The organism is Geobacter hydrogenophilus (genome assembly GCF_018501225.1).
Taxonomy (GTDB): Bacteria; Desulfobacterota; Desulfuromonadia; order Geobacterales; family Geobacteraceae; genus Geobacter; species Geobacter hydrogenophilus.
Map to the genome: position 1 here is coordinate 178,697 of NZ_JAHCZI010000001.1, position 15,772 is coordinate 194,468.

General features: G+C 59.6%; 13 protein-coding genes. 1 reads left to right on the top strand and 12 read right to left on the bottom strand.

What is annotated here, in order from left to right; translation table 11 throughout:
* Positions 1-201: 201 nt before the first annotated feature.
* Positions 202-1,587 carry an asparagine--tRNA ligase gene (gene asnS, locus KI811_RS00845; RefSeq protein ID WP_214184594.1) on the bottom strand — a complete coding sequence of 462 codons (1,386 nt, stop codon included), beginning with the start codon at positions 1,585-1,587 and terminating at the stop codon, positions 202-204.
* A gap of 94 nt (positions 1,588-1,681) precedes the next feature.
* Here asnS and KI811_RS00850 point away from each other — a divergent pair, with 94 nt between their 5' ends.
* A complete protein-coding gene (locus KI811_RS00850; protein WP_214184595.1) occupies positions 1,682-2,062 on the top strand; it encodes a glutaredoxin domain-containing protein in 381 nt (126 codons plus the stop codon).
* 92 nt (positions 2,063-2,154) lie between these two features.
* Here KI811_RS00850 and KI811_RS00855 read toward each other — a convergent pair whose 3' ends face one another.
* The 11 genes from KI811_RS00855 to KI811_RS00905 all read right to left on the bottom strand — a co-directional run bounded on the left by KI811_RS00855 (position 2,155) and on the right by KI811_RS00905 (position 15,562).
* Positions 2,155-2,535, bottom strand: coding sequence for an EamA family transporter (locus KI811_RS00855; protein ID WP_214184596.1), 381 nt, complete (start codon positions 2,533-2,535; stop codon positions 2,155-2,157).
* Positions 2,528-3,394, bottom strand: a complete 867-nt coding sequence (hpnK, locus tag KI811_RS00860) for a hopanoid biosynthesis-associated protein HpnK (RefSeq protein ID WP_214184597.1) — start codon at positions 3,392-3,394, stop codon at positions 2,528-2,530. Before hpnK ends, KI811_RS00855 begins: the two co-directional genes overlap by 8 nt.
* Before the next feature lie 13 nt (positions 3,395-3,407).
* Positions 3,408-4,835 (bottom strand): hopanoid biosynthesis associated radical SAM protein HpnJ, encoded by a 1,428-nt coding sequence (gene hpnJ, locus KI811_RS00865; RefSeq protein WP_214184598.1) that lies wholly within the window; start codon positions 4,833-4,835, stop codon positions 3,408-3,410.
* A gap of 110 nt (positions 4,836-4,945) precedes the next feature.
* Positions 4,946-6,181, bottom strand: coding sequence for an EAL and HDOD domain-containing protein (locus tag KI811_RS00870; RefSeq protein WP_214184599.1), 1,236 nt, complete (start codon positions 6,179-6,181; stop codon positions 4,946-4,948).
* 81 nt (positions 6,182-6,262) lie between these two features.
* Positions 6,263-7,330 carry a protein-glutamate methylesterase/protein-glutamine glutaminase gene (locus tag KI811_RS00875; RefSeq protein WP_214184600.1) on the bottom strand — a complete coding sequence of 356 codons (1,068 nt, stop codon included), beginning with the start codon at positions 7,328-7,330 and terminating at the stop codon, positions 6,263-6,265.
* A gap of 22 nt (positions 7,331-7,352) precedes the next feature.
* Positions 7,353-7,841: a chemotaxis protein CheD gene (locus KI811_RS00880; protein WP_214184601.1), complete on the bottom strand. Its 489-nt coding sequence runs from the start codon at positions 7,839-7,841 to the stop codon at positions 7,353-7,355.
* The gene (locus KI811_RS00885; RefSeq protein WP_214184602.1) at positions 7,838-8,707 is read right to left on the bottom strand and encodes a CheR family methyltransferase; all 870 of its coding nucleotides are present in this window, start codon (positions 8,705-8,707) and stop codon (positions 7,838-7,840) included. The genes KI811_RS00880 and KI811_RS00885 overlap by 4 nt, the downstream gene beginning before the upstream one ends.
* Positions 8,708-8,714: 7 nt before the next feature.
* Complete coding sequence (locus KI811_RS00890; protein WP_214184603.1) at positions 8,715-9,209, bottom strand: chemotaxis protein CheW; 495 nt, start codon at positions 9,207-9,209, stop codon at positions 8,715-8,717.
* Between the two features lie 197 nt (positions 9,210-9,406).
* Positions 9,407-11,110, bottom strand: a complete 1,704-nt coding sequence (locus KI811_RS00895) for a methyl-accepting chemotaxis protein (RefSeq protein ID WP_214184604.1) — start codon at positions 11,108-11,110, stop codon at positions 9,407-9,409.
* 305 nt (positions 11,111-11,415) lie between these two features.
* Positions 11,416-13,599, bottom strand: coding sequence for a methyl-accepting chemotaxis protein (locus tag KI811_RS00900; protein ID WP_214184605.1), 2,184 nt, complete (start codon positions 13,597-13,599; stop codon positions 11,416-11,418).
* A gap of 214 nt (positions 13,600-13,813) precedes the next feature.
* Positions 13,814-15,562, bottom strand: a complete 1,749-nt coding sequence (locus KI811_RS00905; protein ID WP_214184606.1) for a methyl-accepting chemotaxis protein — start codon at positions 15,560-15,562, stop codon at positions 13,814-13,816.
* Between the last annotated feature and the right edge of the window lie 210 nt (positions 15,563-15,772).

The following is a 15,772-nucleotide window of genomic DNA, read 5'->3' on the forward strand; positions in this document are numbered from 1 at the left end:
GGCTAGGGCGGAAAAGGACCGTTGTAACCCAGATTTTCCATTGGGGCACGAGATGCTGTCGAGGCGATTTCCTTGCAGATTGTCGTCCGTTTGACGAGGCAATAGCCAGGGCTATTGGTGAGGAGAACGGGCGGCAAGATGCTGGAAAGCGTCCGGCAGGGCTCGTGCAGATGCTTCGCACCGCCCAATGGAATATCTGGGTTAGAATTCCGCGTGACGGGGGGTGCGGGGGAACGGTATCACGTCGCGGATATTCTCCATGCCGGTGAGGTTCATGATGAGCCGCTCGAAGCCGAGGCCGAAGCCGGCGTGGGGGGTGGAGCCCCAGCGGCGGGAGTCCAGGTACCACCAGAGCCCCTCGGGATTGACGCCCACCTCGGCCATGCGCCCTTCAAGGACATGGAGCCGCTCTTCCCGCTGGCTCCCGCCGATGATCTCTCCCACTTTGGGAACGAGGAGATCCATGGCGGCCACGGTCTTGTCGTCGTCGTTCATCCGCATATAGAAGGCCTTGATGTACTTGGGATAGTTAATGACAAAGACCGGCCCTCCCACCACCTGCTCGGTGAGATAGCGCTCGTGCTCGGTCTGGAGGTCGAGCCCCCACTCCACCGGGTATTCGAACTTAACAGTCGCCTTCGTGAGGCGCTCAATGGCCTCGCCGTACTCCATGATGGCGAAGGAGGAGTTCGCCACCTGCTCAACCCGGGCAATGAGTCCCTTGTCGATGTGGTCGTTGAAGAACGCCATGTCCTCCCCGCAGGCGTCGAGGACATGGCGGCAGAGATAGCGGAAGAACTCCTCGGCCAGGGCCGCGTCGGCCATGAGGTCGGCAAAGGCCATCTCGGGCTCGATCATCCAGAACTCGGCGGCGTGGCGGGGGGTGTTGGAGTTCTCAGCCCGGAAGGTGGGGCCGAAGGTATAAATGTCGCTGAAGGCCTGGGCGAAGAGCTCCCCTTCCAACTGGCCGCTCACGGTGAGCCCCGCCTGGGCGGCAAAGAAGTCACGGCTGAAATCCACCTCCCCCTCCAGAAGCGGTGGAGCGGCCGGATCAAGGGTGGTAACCCGGAACATCTCCCCGGCCCCCTCGCAGTCGCTGGTGGTAATGATGGGGGTGTGGACATAGAGGAATCCCCGCTCGGCAAAAAAGCGGTGCACTGCCTGGGCCACGGAGGAGCGGACCCGGAATACCGCACCGAAGGTGTTGGAGCGGGGGCGCAGATGGGCGATGCTCCGCAGGTACTCGAAGGTGTGGCGCTTCTTCTGGAGGGGATAGCTCTCGTCGGCAGCCCCTATCACCTCCACCTCCTCGGCATGGATCTCGTAGCGCTGGCCGCTGGCCGGCGACTCCACAAGTATCCCCCGAACCGCCACGGCGGCGCCGGTGCCGATGGCGCAGATATCGGCAAAATTGGCGAGCCGCGGCTCGGCCACCACCTGGAGATTGGCGAAGCAGGAGCCGTCATTCAGGGCCAGGAAGGCGACCTCTTTCCCGGCCCGGATGGTCCTCACCCACCCTTTTATCATTATCTCATTCCCCAGACCTTCGCCGGCCAGGGCGCTCCGGATACGTATGCGTGCGCTCATGGTACTGCTCCCCGTGGACATTTGACTTGGCGCGCCTTTCCGGTATAGTCAGGAAAGACGACAGCCCAATTGTACAGCAAAGGAGAACCGAGTCATGAAGAAAATATCAGCCATAATCCTCCTGCTCTTGTTCGCCTTGGCTGCAGCACCAAGCCAGGCAGCGGAAGCGCCGGCTGCCGGCCAGAGCAAAGTCGACGCCACGGCAACGAAACAGCAGGCCTATCCGAAGATCGTCCTCTACTCGGTCGCCTGGTGCCCCCACTGCAAGGAAGCCAAGGAATACTTCACGAGGAACAACATCCCCTTCATCAACAAGGACGTGGAGCTGGACGAGAAGGCCATGGACGAGCTGACCAAAAAGTACAAGAGCCAGGGGGTTCCTGTCATCGTCATCGGCGACGACAAGAAGGTTCTGAAGGGGTTCAACCCCGAGCTATTCGAGAAGGCGGTCAAGGAAATTCAGTCGAAGAAATAGGCGTCGCACGTTGCCACATGGAAAAAGGGAGCCAATCATGGCTCCCTTTTTTTCTTTCCGGTCCCTGGTAACGGTTTCCCGCTTCCCGTCTTTCAATGGGCTCCGCTCTTGGTGATGAGCATGACGCCGACGCAGACCAGGATGGTGCCGGTCCACCGAAGGGGGGAGACCGTTTCGCCGAGGAACCACTGGGAGAGGAACGCCACGAGGACGTAGTTGAGGGCCTGCATGGGGAGGGCCACGGAGAGGTCTTCCCAGGAGAGGACCGCCAGCCAGAGGAAGAAGAAGATCGCCAGCATGGCGGTGCCGATGATCAGCTTCGGCGTAGCAAGGGCCTGGATGGCCACATTGAGGATCCCGCGCAGGTTCATGGCCGAGATATCCCCCATCTCCTTCATCCCCTTGGCGAGGAGGATGTCGCCGATGGTGCCGGCCGAGACGGCCATAAGCATGATGATAAACGTTTTAAGCATACGTCTTGACCTCGCCCCGGTAGTTTTTGAGCCCGATGCCCAGCTCCTTCAGGCGCCCCTTCACCCGGCTGCTCGTGAGGGCGGCCAGTTCCTCCTCGTGCCGGTAGTCGGGCATGCGCCGGGTGATTTCGGCGCAGGGGAGGCAACCGGGATGGAAGTAGATCTCGGTGGTTCCTTCCTCCAGCGTATCGAGGGCCTTGAGGAGGTACGACTCGGTCATCCGCCCCGAACTGAGGAGCCCCTTCACCTCCCGGGTGTAGCCGATGCCGAGACGATCCAGGACGGGACGGCAGCGATTGGCCAGCTTCGAGAAGATGAAGGCGTCCGTTGCTTTGCCGAAAAGCCGCGAGCGGTCGACGACCAGGTTCGATCGGAGGTCTTCCCGGCTGAGGCGGAAGGTGGTGATGCCGTACTTGGGCATGAGCTCGCAGAGGATGTCGAAGACCACCGGGTGCATGTGGATGTTCAGGTGGCCGTCGATGTGAGACAGGGGAATACCGGTCTGGAGGAAGCGCTCGATCTGGGCCTCGATCTCCCGGTGGAGCTGCTTGCGGAACGGCTTGATGAAATAGTAGCGCATCCCCGCGTGGACTGGATCGTCGGTGAAAAGCCCCTTGGCGTCGCAGATCCGGGGGAATTTGGGATGCTCTCCCACGGCCCGCCCCTGGACGAGGGTGAGATGGAGCCCCACCTGAAGCCCCGGGTTGGCCTTGGCCAGGTGCACCGCCTCGTGGAAGGCATCCGTCCCGACCATGAGCGAGGCGGACGTGAGAATCCCCTCCTGCCAGGCCTTGATAACCGCTTTGTTGACGCCGTCGGAGAGGCCGAAGTCGTCGGCGTTGATGATGAGCTCTTTCATGGGATGGCGGCCGTCAGCAGGATGATCCGGCAGCTTTCCGCTTCCGCATGTACTCCAGGTACTGCTTCCCTTCCTTCAGGAGCTTTTTCCGCTCCTCGCCGTCCACGATCATCTTCATGATGCTGCGGCCGATGTACTTGGGGCGGAAGTAGAACTTGTTGTAGAAGAGCTCCACCGCGTCGAAGATCTCCTTGTTGGAGAGGTGGGGATAGTTGATGACACACATCTGGTGGCCGGTGTCGTCAATATAGGCCTCGGAGGCGATCCACCCCTCCTGCCGGCAGAGATCCCAGAACTCGGTGCCGGGATAGGGGGACGCCAGGGAGGCCTGGATGGAGTTGAGGTCCAGGGCCTTGGCGTACTCGATGGTCTCGCGGATGGTGTCGCGGGTCTCGCCGGGGAGCCCCATGATGAAGGCGCCGTGGACGGAGAGGCCGAGCTTTTTGCAGTTTCTGGTGAACTCGATGGCCTGCTCCTTGGTGACCCCCTTCTTGATGTTCTTCAGGATCTGCTCATTGCCGGTCTCGTACCCCACCACCACGTGGCGAAGCCCTGCCTCGCGCATGATCTTGAGGGTCTCGTAGTCGCAGTTGGCCCGGGCGTTGATGGTCCAGGAAATCCCCAGGGGCTTCAGCTTCGCGGCCACTTCGCGGGCGTGCTTGCGGTCGGCGGTAAAGGTGTCGTCGTCAAAGGAAAGCTCCCGCATCTCGGGGATGTTGTCGACGATCCACTTCACCTCTTCGTAGACGTTCTGGGGCGAGCGGGTCCGCATGGCCCGGCCCGAGAAGGTCTGGGGCCAGAGGCAGTAGATGCACTTGGAGGGGCAGCCGCGGCTGGAGTAGATGGAGACGTAGGGGTTCTTGAAGTGGGGGATGACATATTCCGCAATGGGAAGATCCCGCTTGTAGACCGGCGCCACGAAGGGGAGCGCGTCCAGGTCCTGGATCGGCGGACGGTCCGGGGTGTGGTGGATCTTCCCGTCCTTCCAGAAGCTGATCCCGTCCACTCTTGCCCACTCGCGGCCCTCGCAAAGTTCCTTGGTGGTGTAGTCGAACTCGCCGCGGCAGACGATGTCGATGACCCCTTCACCCTGGCGCAGGGTCTCCTCGGGGAGAACGGAAACGTGGGGGCCCGTGAGGACCGTCACCGTGGCCGGCTTCTGCTCCTTGACGCGGCGGGCCGTGGCGATATCGAGGGCTAGGGTCGGGGTGGAGGTGTACATCACCACCATGTCGAAATCACGGGCAATGGCCAGGCAGTCATCGATGGTGAAGCGTTGCACCGGGGCGTCCACCACCCGGGAGCCGTCGATCATCCCGGCGGGGAAGCAGAGCCACGTGGGGTACCAGAAGGAGGTCACCTCCCGGGATGCCTGGTAGCGGGCGCCGGCTCCGCCGTCGAAATCTTCGTAGGTGGGGGGATTGAGAAACAGAGGCTTCATGGAAAATCTCCCGAAAAAACGGATGCTTTCACGGGGATTTGCCCCATGAATAAACCGGCAGTATGAAGGTATGCCGACGGAAAGTCAAGGATGGAGGGGTAATGACCCAATCAGACGGCGTCATCCATGCCGTTGACCCAGTTGCAGGCTGCCAGCTGGACAGGGGCAAGGTTCGCCATGGAGAGGCTGAAGCGTGCGATGAGAGGCGAGATCTCGTCGAAATCGTCCCTCTCGATCTTTTCCACAAGCTGGAGGAGGATGCCCAGTTCACCTTCCCTTGCGAGGAGCGCCTGCCAGACGTCCTCGTTCAGGTTGAGGGGGGCCACCACTTCCTCGATGGGCATTTTGAGCAGGGCGTCGGCAAGGGAGAGAATGCCGGTCATGAAAGCCCGGTCGGGATATTCGCGGTCAAGGAGTGCGGTGGGCTGCTCCGAAATAATGAGTTCCATGAGGCGAGCCCTGGTTGCCGCCATAACCAGAAGCGGGTTATCGCCAACCGCCTGGGCGGTGTTGGCGAAAAGCGCCATCATGGCCCAACGGCGCAACTGGTGGTAGCCAAGCACCATGATCGCATGGCGCATGCTGGTGATCCTGCTCTTGAGCCCCACGGATACGGAGTTCACCAACCGGAGGAGGTTGATGATCAGGTTCGGGTTCTGCTTGAAGGTATTTTCCAGCTCGTCGATAGCAACCTCGGCCACAAGCTGGTTGAAGAGTTTGATGATGGCGATCCGCCCCACGTCGACGCGGGTACGGGTCAGCACAACAGGGCGGGCGAAGTAGTACCCCTGGAAGTAGGTGAAACCGAGGGCCTCGCACTGCTCGTACTGTTCGACGGTCTCCACCTTCTCGGCCAGAAGTTTCGGCTTCCAGTGCCTGAAGGTCTCCAGTTCTGCTCGCAACCGCTCCATGCCGGTACGCATGAGATCAACCTTGATGACATCGACAATCTCGTAGAGGGGTTCGTAGACCGGCGCGTAGACATGGTCGTCAAGGGCGATTGAAAACCCCTTCTCCTTCAGCTCGCGGCAGCGGGATATGACCGTTTCGGTGATGGGGACATGCTCCAGAAGCTCGATGACCACCTTTTCCGGGGGGAGGAGTTCGAGGGCCTCGCTCATGAGGACATCGGCATTGACGTTGATGAACCCCTTGTGCTTGCCGAGGATTTCACGGAGGCCGAAACTGGAGAGAGCATCGAAGATAACGCTGGCGCTGGCCTGGAGATAATCGGTGACATTGGCGTGAAGGGTATCGGCCGAACGGAAGAGGAGCTCGAAACCGTAGAGTTTCTGCTCACGGTCGAGAATCGGCTGGCGGCCGAGGAAAAACTTTTCTTCTGCCATAAAAAACTCCGTGCGGAGATGAATGCAACGACAACTCTCGAACCAGCATACTCCGGAGGGAGACCGGAAGCAAGCCTCACGCTACCCGCACAGCCGCAGCACTTCCCGGGCGATGGCATCAAGGGGGATCACCCGGTCGGCCCCACCACGTTTGATGGCCTCATTGGGCATGCCGAACACCACGCAGGTGGCTTCGTCCTGGGCGATGGTGACGGCGCCGGCATCCCTCATCTCCTTCATGCCGCTGGCGCCGTCGTCCCCCATGCCGGTCATGATGACCCCCACGGCATTTTTTCCGGCATAGCGGGCCGCCGAGCGGAACAGGACGTCCACGGAGGGTCGGTGGCGGGAGACCAGCGGCCCGTCCTTGATCTCCACGTAGTAGCGGGCGCCGCTCCGCTTGAGGAGCGTGTGCCGGTTGCCGGGGGCGATGAGGGCCCTCCCCCGCAACACCGTGTCGTTGTCGGCCGCCTCCTTCACTGTGATGCGGCAGATGCCGTCGAGCCGCTGGGCAAAGGCCCGGGTGAACCCCTCGGGCATGTGCTGGACAATGACAATCGGAGGGGAATCGGCCGGAAGCCCCTCCAGGAACACCCGCAGCGCCTCGGTGCCGCCGGTGGAAGCCCCCACGACCACCACCTTCTCGGTGGTCTGGATCATGGCCTTTGAGCCCGGCTTTTCCAGGATCACATCGGCGGAGAGCTTGGGAGCAATCTCCTTGCCGGTACGCGGCGTGATCCTGCGGAGCCTGGCCTGGCTCGCCGCCTTCACCGCGTCGCAGATCCGGACCCGCGACTCCTCCAGGAACTGCTTGGTGCCGAGCTTCGGTTTCTGGATGATCTCCACCGCCCCGTATTCCAGAGCCTTGAGGGCCGTTTCCGAACCGCCCTCGGTGAGGGTCGAGCACATGACCACCGGAATGGGGTGCTGGCTCATGATCTTCTTGAGGAAGGTGATGCCGTCCATGCGAGGCATCTCAACGTCAAGGGTGATGACATCGGGGACCTGCTCCCGCATCCGCTCCGCGGCGATGAAGGGATCGGCCGCCGGCGCCATGACCTCGATGTGGGGGTCCGAGGCGAGGATGTCGGCCATGGTCTGCCGCACCACCGCCGAATCGTCAACGATGAGCACCTTGATTTTCTTCATGGCGTTCCCTGGTTATGGAGTTTTACGCCCCGTTCATTCCACTGCCCCGGCGGAGACGCTTCAGGAAGACTTCGCCGGTGTGGGCCACGAAAAAGAGCTTCCGCCCCCTCGTCCCCCCCACGTCCTGCGAAGCCACTGACAGTCCCTCGGCGGCCAGGACCTGCATCGCTATCTCCACGTTGCGCCTTCCCACTCCCACCCTGCTTCCCCCTGCGCCGAGCATGTCGGCGCCGCCGAAAACCTTCACCTCAAGGCGTTGCCGGTTAACACCATGGGCCGCAAACATTTCGAGCATGTGAAGAATGGAGGAATCGACGTAACGGAAGGCATCGGACCGCGGCCCCTCCGGAAGCAACGCATGACAGATGGCGGCGGCACCACTGAGGCGATCGAACATGGTGACCGATATGCACGAACCGAGGACCGTGGTCACCACAGCAGGCGTTGCGGCAAAGTGCAGCTCTCCCGGTTTCAGATACACCTTTGGGAGTTCGGGCGCAATGGCTTTCATTGCGGTTTCCGGTAGATGGTGGATGCCACCTGGACCAGGGGGACATCGAGCCCCGACAGGGTTTCAGAGTGACCCATGAAGAGGTATCCACCGGGGATCAGATGGCGGCAGAACTTGTTAAGAAGCCGCTCCTGGGTCCGCTTGTCGAAGTAGATGATGACATTGCGGCAGAAGATGATGTCCATGGGCTCCCGCAGGCCGAAATCGTCGTCCATGAAATTGAGCCGGCGGAACCTGATGCGGCTGCGAAGCTCGGGTGCGATACGCACGAGCCCCTTCTGGCCGTCCTTCCCCCGGAGGAGATACTTCCGCTTGAGGGGAAGGGAGACCGGCTCGACCCGCTCCTCCTCGTAGATGGCCAGCTTTGCCTTGTCAAGGACGGTGGTGCAGATATCAGTCGCAAGAATGCTGTAGGAAAACCCCTGGTTCTGCTCGGCGAATTCCGCAAGCACCATGGCAAGGGTATAGGGCTCCTCGCCGCTGGAACATCCCGCGCTCCAGAGGGAGAGCCCTTTGCGGAAACCGATCCCCCGCGATTCCGCCAAGTCAGGGAGGGCCTTTCCCACCAGGAAGTCGAAATGGGCCGGCTCGCGGAAAAAATCGGTCTTATTGGTGGTGACCACGTCAATGAGGTGGACGAGCTCCAGCCCTGCCCCCTCGCGGCTGAAGATGAAATCGGCGTAGTCCTGAAACCCCCTCAGGCCCAGCGCCCTGAGCCGCTTCTGGAGCCGCGCCTCCAGCATCGTCTTCTTGGCCGGCGGCATCTTGATGCCGCACTGGTCATAGATGAACTCGGCGAATCGCGAGAACTCCCGGTCGCTCATGGCCGCCGGGAGGTTTCGACTGTCAGTGGCTTCTGTCAACATTCAGTAGTCAGGCCGCCTCTCCCGCCACGACGCCAGCAGTGGCAATTTCATCGCTGGTGAAGGTACGGTCGATGTCGAGGATCATGATGAACTGCCCATCATGTTTCCCCATCCCCAGGATGAATTCAGTGTTGAGCTTGGTCCCGATCCGGGGAGCCGGCTCGATCTGCTCGGGTTCCAGTTCGAAGACCTCCTGCACCGAGTCGGCCAGGGCACCGATAATGATGGTCTCGCCCTCGTGGTTCACTTCCACGACTATGATGCAGGTATTGACAGTCTTCTCCGTCACGGGCATGCCGAACTTGAGCCGCATGTCCATAACCGGCACCACGCTCCCCCGCAGATTGATGACGCCGCGCATGAAACCGGGGGTCTGGGGGACTTTCGTAATGGTCGTGAACTCAAGGATTTCTCGCACCTTCGCCACATCCACGGCAAAGATCTCCTCATCCAGCTTGAAGGTCAGATACTGCCGTGTTTCCGTTATTGCCGCAACGCTCATGGTAACCTCCTCAGGGGGGTTTCTCTTCGGGTCCGGGCACAGGCGTTCCGCCCCCCTGAACCTTTGCTTGTATAGAATATATATCGACAGACTATGAAAATTCTTTAGCAGTTCAGGAATTACCTGATCTGTTCTACGAGATTGGAGGAGGAGACGCCGCGTCTCGTCGCGGCGTCTTCCTGTTATCCGTGAGTTCTTCAGAATCGTTCGAACCCTGCATCGAGTCCGTCGCTGCCACCCTCCAGATCGAGGACAACCCCGCCCGCCGCCACCCGAGCCGGCTTGTGATAGCCGTTTGCATAGCCATTGGCATGGGCGATTTCCGGCTGCCCTGCGGGGATCTTCTTGACGGGAGCAGGACGGCGGACACTTGCCGATGAAGTTTTGCGGACCGCGGCCTCCTCGCCGATCCGGAAAAAGGCGATGGTTGACTGGAGCTGCTCGGCCTGGCTCGCGAGCTCTTCCGACGTCGAGGCCATCTCCTCGCTGGCGCCGGCGTTCTGCTGGATCACCTGGTCCAGTTGCTGGATCGCTTTGTTGATCTGCTCGGCGCCGGTGTCCTGCTCCTTGCACGCCGCGCTGATCTCCTGCACCAGTTCCGCGGTCCGCTGGATATCGGGAACCATGCGGGTCAGCATCTCCCCGGCCGCTTCGGCCACCTGAACGCTTGTGGACGAAAGCTCACTGATCTCCGCCGCCGCATGCTGACTCCGTTCGGCCAGTTTCCGCACCTCGGCGGCTACAACAGCGAACCCCTTGCCGTGCTCCCCTGCCCGGGCCGCTTCGATGGCCGCGTTCAGGGCCAGAAGATTCGTCTGGCGGGCGATTTCCTCGATAATGGAGATCTTTCCTGCGATCTCCTTCATGGCATGGACTGTTTCGGCAACGGCTTTGCCCCCTTGCTTCGCGTCATCGGCGCTCTTGACCGCGATCTTTTCGGTCTGGGTGGCGTTGTCGGCGTTCTGGCGGATATTGGAAGACATCTGCTCCATGCTGCTCGACGCCTCTTCAGCCGCGGCTGCCTGCTCCGTGGCCCCCTGGCTCATCTCCTCGCTGCTGGCCGACAGCTCCTGGCTTCCCGAGGCCACGTTGTCGGCGGCGATCTTCACATCGGCAACCACCGCAGTCAGCTTCTCGACCATGTTCCGCATGGCCGTGAGAAGAGCGCCGGTCTCATCCTTGCCCGTTGACACGATGGCCACGGTCAGATCACCTTTGGCAAGGCGGTCGGCAACCCCAACCGCAACATTGAGCGGACGGGTAATCCCCCGCGTGATGAGAAACGCCACCACCACACCGATAACGATCGCCACCCCTGCCACCACGAGCATGAAGAAGCGCGCATCGGCATAGGCTGCCTGGGCCTCGGTGTGACGCTGGACCATCCGCTCCTCCTGATAGCGCACCAGGGTGCTGAACGCACCCTTGATTTTCATATCCAGGGGATACGCCTCCCGGTTGAACGTGGCAACAGCCTCAGCAGTCCTGCCGGAAACGGCCATCTCGACCACTTCGTTGTTGGCCTTACGGGCCGCGTCGATGGCCCCCTTGGCAGCGGCGATCAGCTCCTTCCCCTTGTCGGTGGTCTCCAACTTCTCCAGCTTCGCCATGGCCTCCTGGTACGAGGCCCGGTGTTTTCCAATGTTCTCCTTCGCCTCGACCCTGGCCGCCTGGTCCCTCACCATCATCAGTTCGATCTGTTCAATGAGGCCATTGATCTCCGTCGTAACATCATTGGCCAGCTTGATCTTCGCATAGTTGACATTAACGATCCGTTCAAGCTTCTCATCGATGGTGCCCATGCCGCCTATTCCCAGGTAGGTCAGCACACACAGCAGCACCAGCGTAACGCCAAACCCCAAACCAAGCCGACTGCCAATCTTCAGATCACCTAATTTCATTGCATACCCTCCCTCGAAAATCAGACATACAGGAAATGGACACCAGGTATTTCGCAGAAGGATCAGGGAATTCCCGACCCTTACTTAAGCAGATCGGCAATAAGAAAATAAACTTTAATAGAAATATGCTAATACTTAATAAACATCATACTAAAAGATAACAATTCAGCATCATTAAACTTTTCCTACTAAATTGATATGGAACGACTAACAATTCAAAAAAATACAAACGGCGTTCAATAAAACAGCCCCTCCCGATGAACACGGGAAGGGCTGTCTTTTGGGTGGTATGACTTCTGTCTTAATCAGAACTTTTCGAATTCGGAATCCATGGAATCAGCACTGCTCATTTCGTATGAGAAACCTTCGGCGGGATGGGGCTGGCTGCCATAACCATTGGCTGGAGCCGCACCACGGCTGGCCGCAATGTGCCCCACCCGGATCTGTTTTGCTGTTTCCGCAGGTCTAGACGCGGGTTTCCTGCGCCCCTCGCCGAGCCTGAAGAAGCTGATCGTAGTCTGGAGTTGTTCCGCCTGGCTGGCAAGTTCCTCCGAGGTGGATGACATCTCTTCGCTTGCCGAGGCATTCTGCTGAATAACGGTATCAAGCTGCTGAATCGCCTTGTTGATTTGCTCGGCCCCGGTGTCCTGCTCCCTGCAGGCAGAGCTGATCTCTTGCACCAGTTCCGCCGTCCTCTGGATATCGGGGACGATGGTTGCCAGAAGTTCACCGGCCCGGACGGCAACCTCCACGCTGGATGAGGAGAGTTCACTGATCTCGCCCGCAGCCCGCTGGCTCCGCTCGGCCAGCTTGCGTACCTCGGAAGCGACCACCGCAAACCCCTTGCCGTGCTCCCCGGCACGGGCCGCCTCGATGGCCGCGTTGAGGGCCAGGAGGTTTGTCTGCCGGGCAATCTCCTCGATAATGGAGATCTTGCCGGCGATATCTTTCATGGCATGGACCGTATTGCCCACCGCCTTTCCACCCTCGATGGCATCGGCAGCCGACTTCATGGCAATCCGCTCTGTCTGGCTGGCGTTATCCGCATTCTGTCGGATGTTGGAGGCCATCTCCTCCATGCTGCTCGATGCCTCTTCGGCGGCCGCCGCCTGCTCGGTGGCCCCCTGGCTCATCTCTTCCGAAGTGGAGGAAAGCTCCTGGCTTCCCGACGCAACGTTATCTGCTGCGGCAACAATATCGGCTACCACTTCGCGCAGTTTGGCCACCATGGAGGCAAGGGCACGCATCAGTTCGTCCTGGGCGGAGCGTTCCCGCACTTCAACCATGAGGTTGCCGCCGGCAATCTCCTGGGCCAGCTTCGTGACCCCGTTCATGGAATCGATAAGGCTGTTCAGGTTGTTCTTGATCTCGTTGAAGTCTCCCCTGTACTCCTCGCTGATTCTCTCGGGTATATCACCCCGACTGATGCGGTCCAGGGAGACGGCAGCCATGTGAATAGGGGCGACAAACGCTTCGATGAGCCGGTTGATTCCGGCCACCAGTTCGCGCCACCCGCCGTTGAACGCATCGGTGTTCCCGCGTTGGTCCAGCCTCCCCTCCCGGACCGAAGAGATGAGAAGGTCGGTCTCCTTCTGGAGAGAATTCAGGGTGTCAAGCATCCGGGCGAGATTGCGGGCGAGGATGTCCTGCTCGGAGCGGGCCTCCACCTTCACGGAAAGATCCCCCTCGGCCACCTTCTCGGCGGCGGCGGCAAGGATACGCATGCTCTCCACCATGTTCTTCATGGACGCCAGGAGCCGGCCGGTTTCATCGGTGCGGTCCACGTCGATCTCAACGGAAAGATCCCCCTCGGCGAGGCGGTTGCTCACGTCCATGGCCCGGGCAAGGGGGGCGGTGATGCTCTTTGTGATGAAAATAGAAATCAGGGTGCCGATGATAACCGCAACCGCCGTCATGATGAGGAGCACCATTGTCACCTGGCCGACGGCGCCGACGCTGTCGCGGCTGTTGGATGTGGCCTCGTCCACATTGGCCTTCTGCAGCTTCTCCACTGCGGCGATGAGCACTCCATGCTCTTTGTCGAAATCCTTCATGAGGAGATTCCCGGCCGCCAGTCCCTTCTCCATGAATACCTTAGCCATCTGGACGCCATCCTGATGGAAACGCTCAAGAGAACGCTCCAGGTCGTCCAACTCCTTCAGGGCCGTCACGTCGTTCTCACGTTTGAACATCTCGCGGAACTTGCCGATTTCGGCCTTGGCAGTGGCCATGGCCTTTTCGGCCTCCTTGAAACCTTCGGGGTTATGGGTAGCCGCCACGTCGGTCAGGTTCTCCGTCAGCTCAGTTATGGACAGGTCGAGCTCATAGGCGCTCATAAGATGGGGAAGAGACTCCTCAGCCACCTGTCGAGATTCCCGCTCCACCCCCCGGAGCATGAGAACCGTCACCAGCACCGCTACCGCAAAAATAGCAAGCACCGCGCCAAAACCAAGACTTAGTCTTTTTCCCACATTCATGTTCTTGAACATACATCGTCCTCCCAGGGGGTCCGTATTGCGTATTGCCAGCCAGGAATTTCCTGACGTTATTTATAAATATCGGAGCTTTTCATTGAAACTTGAACCACGTTTTTCCGAACAATGATTGGAGCGAGCCGTGGCAAGGCATTGAGGATTCAAAACAACAACCCCTCCCGAATTCTACGGGAGGGGTTGTTTGGGTGCAGGCGAACCAATGCCGTAATCAGAATCTTTCGAACTCCTTGTCCAGGTTGTCGTGGTCGGAGACGAGATCGAGATCGACGCCTGTGTTTGCTGCCTTCTTGACCTTCTCTGGAGCGTGATAGCCGTTGGCACTGCGGGGAGCGATGTGTTTCACCTCCACCTTATGGGCATGGGGCTTCCTGGCATTTGCGCCCATGCCGGAAACCACGCTGCCGTCAACCTTGAAGAAGCCGATGGTCGCCTGCAACTGCTCGGCCTGGGATGCAAGTTCCTCTGACGTGGAGGCCATCTCTTCGCTGGCTGAGGCGTTCTGCTGGATGACGGTGTCGAGCTGCTGGATCGCCTTGTTGATCTGCTCGGCGCCGGTATCCTGCTCCTTGCACGCGGCGCTGATCTCCTGCACCAGTTCCGCGGTCCGCTGGATGTCGGGAACCAGGCGCTCGAGCATTTCGCCTGCCTTCTCCGCCACGTCGACGCTGGTGGCCGATAGCTCGCTGATCTCGCCCGCTGCCTTCTGGCTCCGCTCGGCAAGTTTTCTCACCTCGGCCGCCACAACCGCAAACCCCTTGCCGTGCTCGCCGGCCCGGGCCGCCTCGATGGCCGCGTTCAGGGCCAACAGGTTCGTCTGGCGGGCAATCTCCTCGATAATGGATATCTTCCCGGCTATCTCCTTCATGGCATTCACGGTCTGGATTACCGCCTTGCCCCCTTCCTTGGCGTCGGTGGCACTCTTGAGGGCGATTTTTTCGGTCTGCTGGGCATTGTCGGCATTCTGGCGGATGTTGGAGCTCATCTGCTCCATGCTGGAGGACGCCTCTTCGGCCGCCGCAGCCTGCTCCGTTGCCCCCTGGCTCATCTCCTCGCTGCTGGAGGAAAGCTCCTGGCTGCCGCTTGCCACGTTATCGGAGGCCGATTTCACGTCCGCAACGACAATCTTCAGCTTCTCCACCATGTTCGCCATTGCCTCAAGGAGTTGACCGGTTTCATCCTTGCTGTTGACGTCGATGGCCATGGTCAGGTCGCCGGCGGCAAGCCTGGTGGCCACATCGACCCCTTGCTTTAAAGGACGGGTAATGGCGCGACTGATGAATATCCCGACCCCGAGGCCCATAACCAGGGCCACCAAGCTTAACCCGATCATCGCCTTGACAGCCATCTGCTCATCCTTCTCCGCAGTGGCGACTGCATCATTGGTGAACTTTTCGACATTTTTCAGGAACGTGTCTATCACCTGCTCAAGATCACTTCCCTCCTTTTCCACCCGGTGTTCCAGTTCAGCCACCGCACCGAACTTGCCGGCATCAAGGATGGAAAAGAGCTCCAGAGTGACTTTCTCAAAGTCGTTGTACTCTTTCTCTACCGACTTCAGGCGTTCAGCCGTCTCGCTGAATTCCTTCTGGGCAGCAACATTTCCAGCCGTTTCCTTGAGAGCTTGTTGCACCACCTGTTCAGCCTTTTTCATGGCTGCATCAAACTCCTTGGCCTTTTTCCCGAACTCCTCCTCCACCTTTTTCAGCTCGGCCTGCTGGTTGTTTGCCCCCAGACGGATTGCCCGATGGAAAAGAACCATTTCATTCATCTGAATACTTCCTACTTCATTAATCGCCTCAGTGAGAGGGATGTCCTGCTTGTCAATCCCCGCAATCTCCTCCCCTATCCCTTTCATCTTCACGACGCCGAAAGCGGCTATCATCATCATGAAGGCGAGCATGAGCGCCACCAAACCGAGTATCTTGGTGCCTATCTTCATGTTTTTCATGAGCTTCATCATCCTTCCTCCTCTGTACTGAGAGTATCGCCGATAGCATTGCGGCTTTAACGGAAAGCATAGTCGACCAAAACCGCTGTCGACCGATTTCAACAAAGCATCACCCTCGAATTCGCGCTCTTAGCATTCAGAGTTGTCAGGTTTTCCGCATCCCATATAGGGGATTTCCGGACTCTAAAGACGATATCGGCTCAATCCAGGTAAACTTTA

Bases quoted from the DNA above. Each gene is read 5' to 3' on its own strand.
- asnS (WP_214184594.1), bottom strand. From the start codon at position 1,587: ATGAGCGCACGCATACGTATCCGGAGCGCCCTGGCCGGCGAAGGTCTG.
- KI811_RS00850 (WP_214184595.1), top strand. From the start codon at position 1,682: ATGAAGAAAATATCAGCCATAATCCTCCTGCTCTTGTTCGCCTTGGCT.
- KI811_RS00855 (WP_214184596.1), bottom strand. From the start codon at position 2,535: ATGCTTAAAACGTTTATCATCATGCTTATGGCCGTCTCGGCCGGCACC.
- hpnK (WP_214184597.1), bottom strand. From the start codon at position 3,394: ATGAAAGAGCTCATCATCAACGCCGACGACTTCGGCCTCTCCGACGGC.
- hpnJ (WP_214184598.1), bottom strand. From the start codon at position 4,835: ATGAAGCCTCTGTTTCTCAATCCCCCCACCTACGAAGATTTCGACGGC.
- KI811_RS00870 (WP_214184599.1), bottom strand. From the start codon at position 6,181: ATGGCAGAAGAAAAGTTTTTCCTCGGCCGCCAGCCGATTCTCGACCGT.
- KI811_RS00875 (WP_214184600.1), bottom strand. From the start codon at position 7,330: ATGAAGAAAATCAAGGTGCTCATCGTTGACGATTCGGCGGTGGTGCGG.
- KI811_RS00880 (WP_214184601.1), bottom strand. From the start codon at position 7,841: ATGAAAGCCATTGCGCCCGAACTCCCAAAGGTGTATCTGAAACCGGGA.
- KI811_RS00885 (WP_214184602.1), bottom strand. From the start codon at position 8,707: ATGTTGACAGAAGCCACTGACAGTCGAAACCTCCCGGCGGCCATGAGC.
- KI811_RS00890 (WP_214184603.1), bottom strand. From the start codon at position 9,209: ATGAGCGTTGCGGCAATAACGGAAACACGGCAGTATCTGACCTTCAAG.
- KI811_RS00895 (WP_214184604.1), bottom strand. From the start codon at position 11,110: ATGAAATTAGGTGATCTGAAGATTGGCAGTCGGCTTGGTTTGGGGTTT.
- KI811_RS00900 (WP_214184605.1), bottom strand. From the start codon at position 13,599: ATGTTCAAGAACATGAATGTGGGAAAAAGACTAAGTCTTGGTTTTGGC.
- KI811_RS00905 (WP_214184606.1), bottom strand. From the start codon at position 15,562: ATGAAGCTCATGAAAAACATGAAGATAGGCACCAAGATACTCGGTTTG.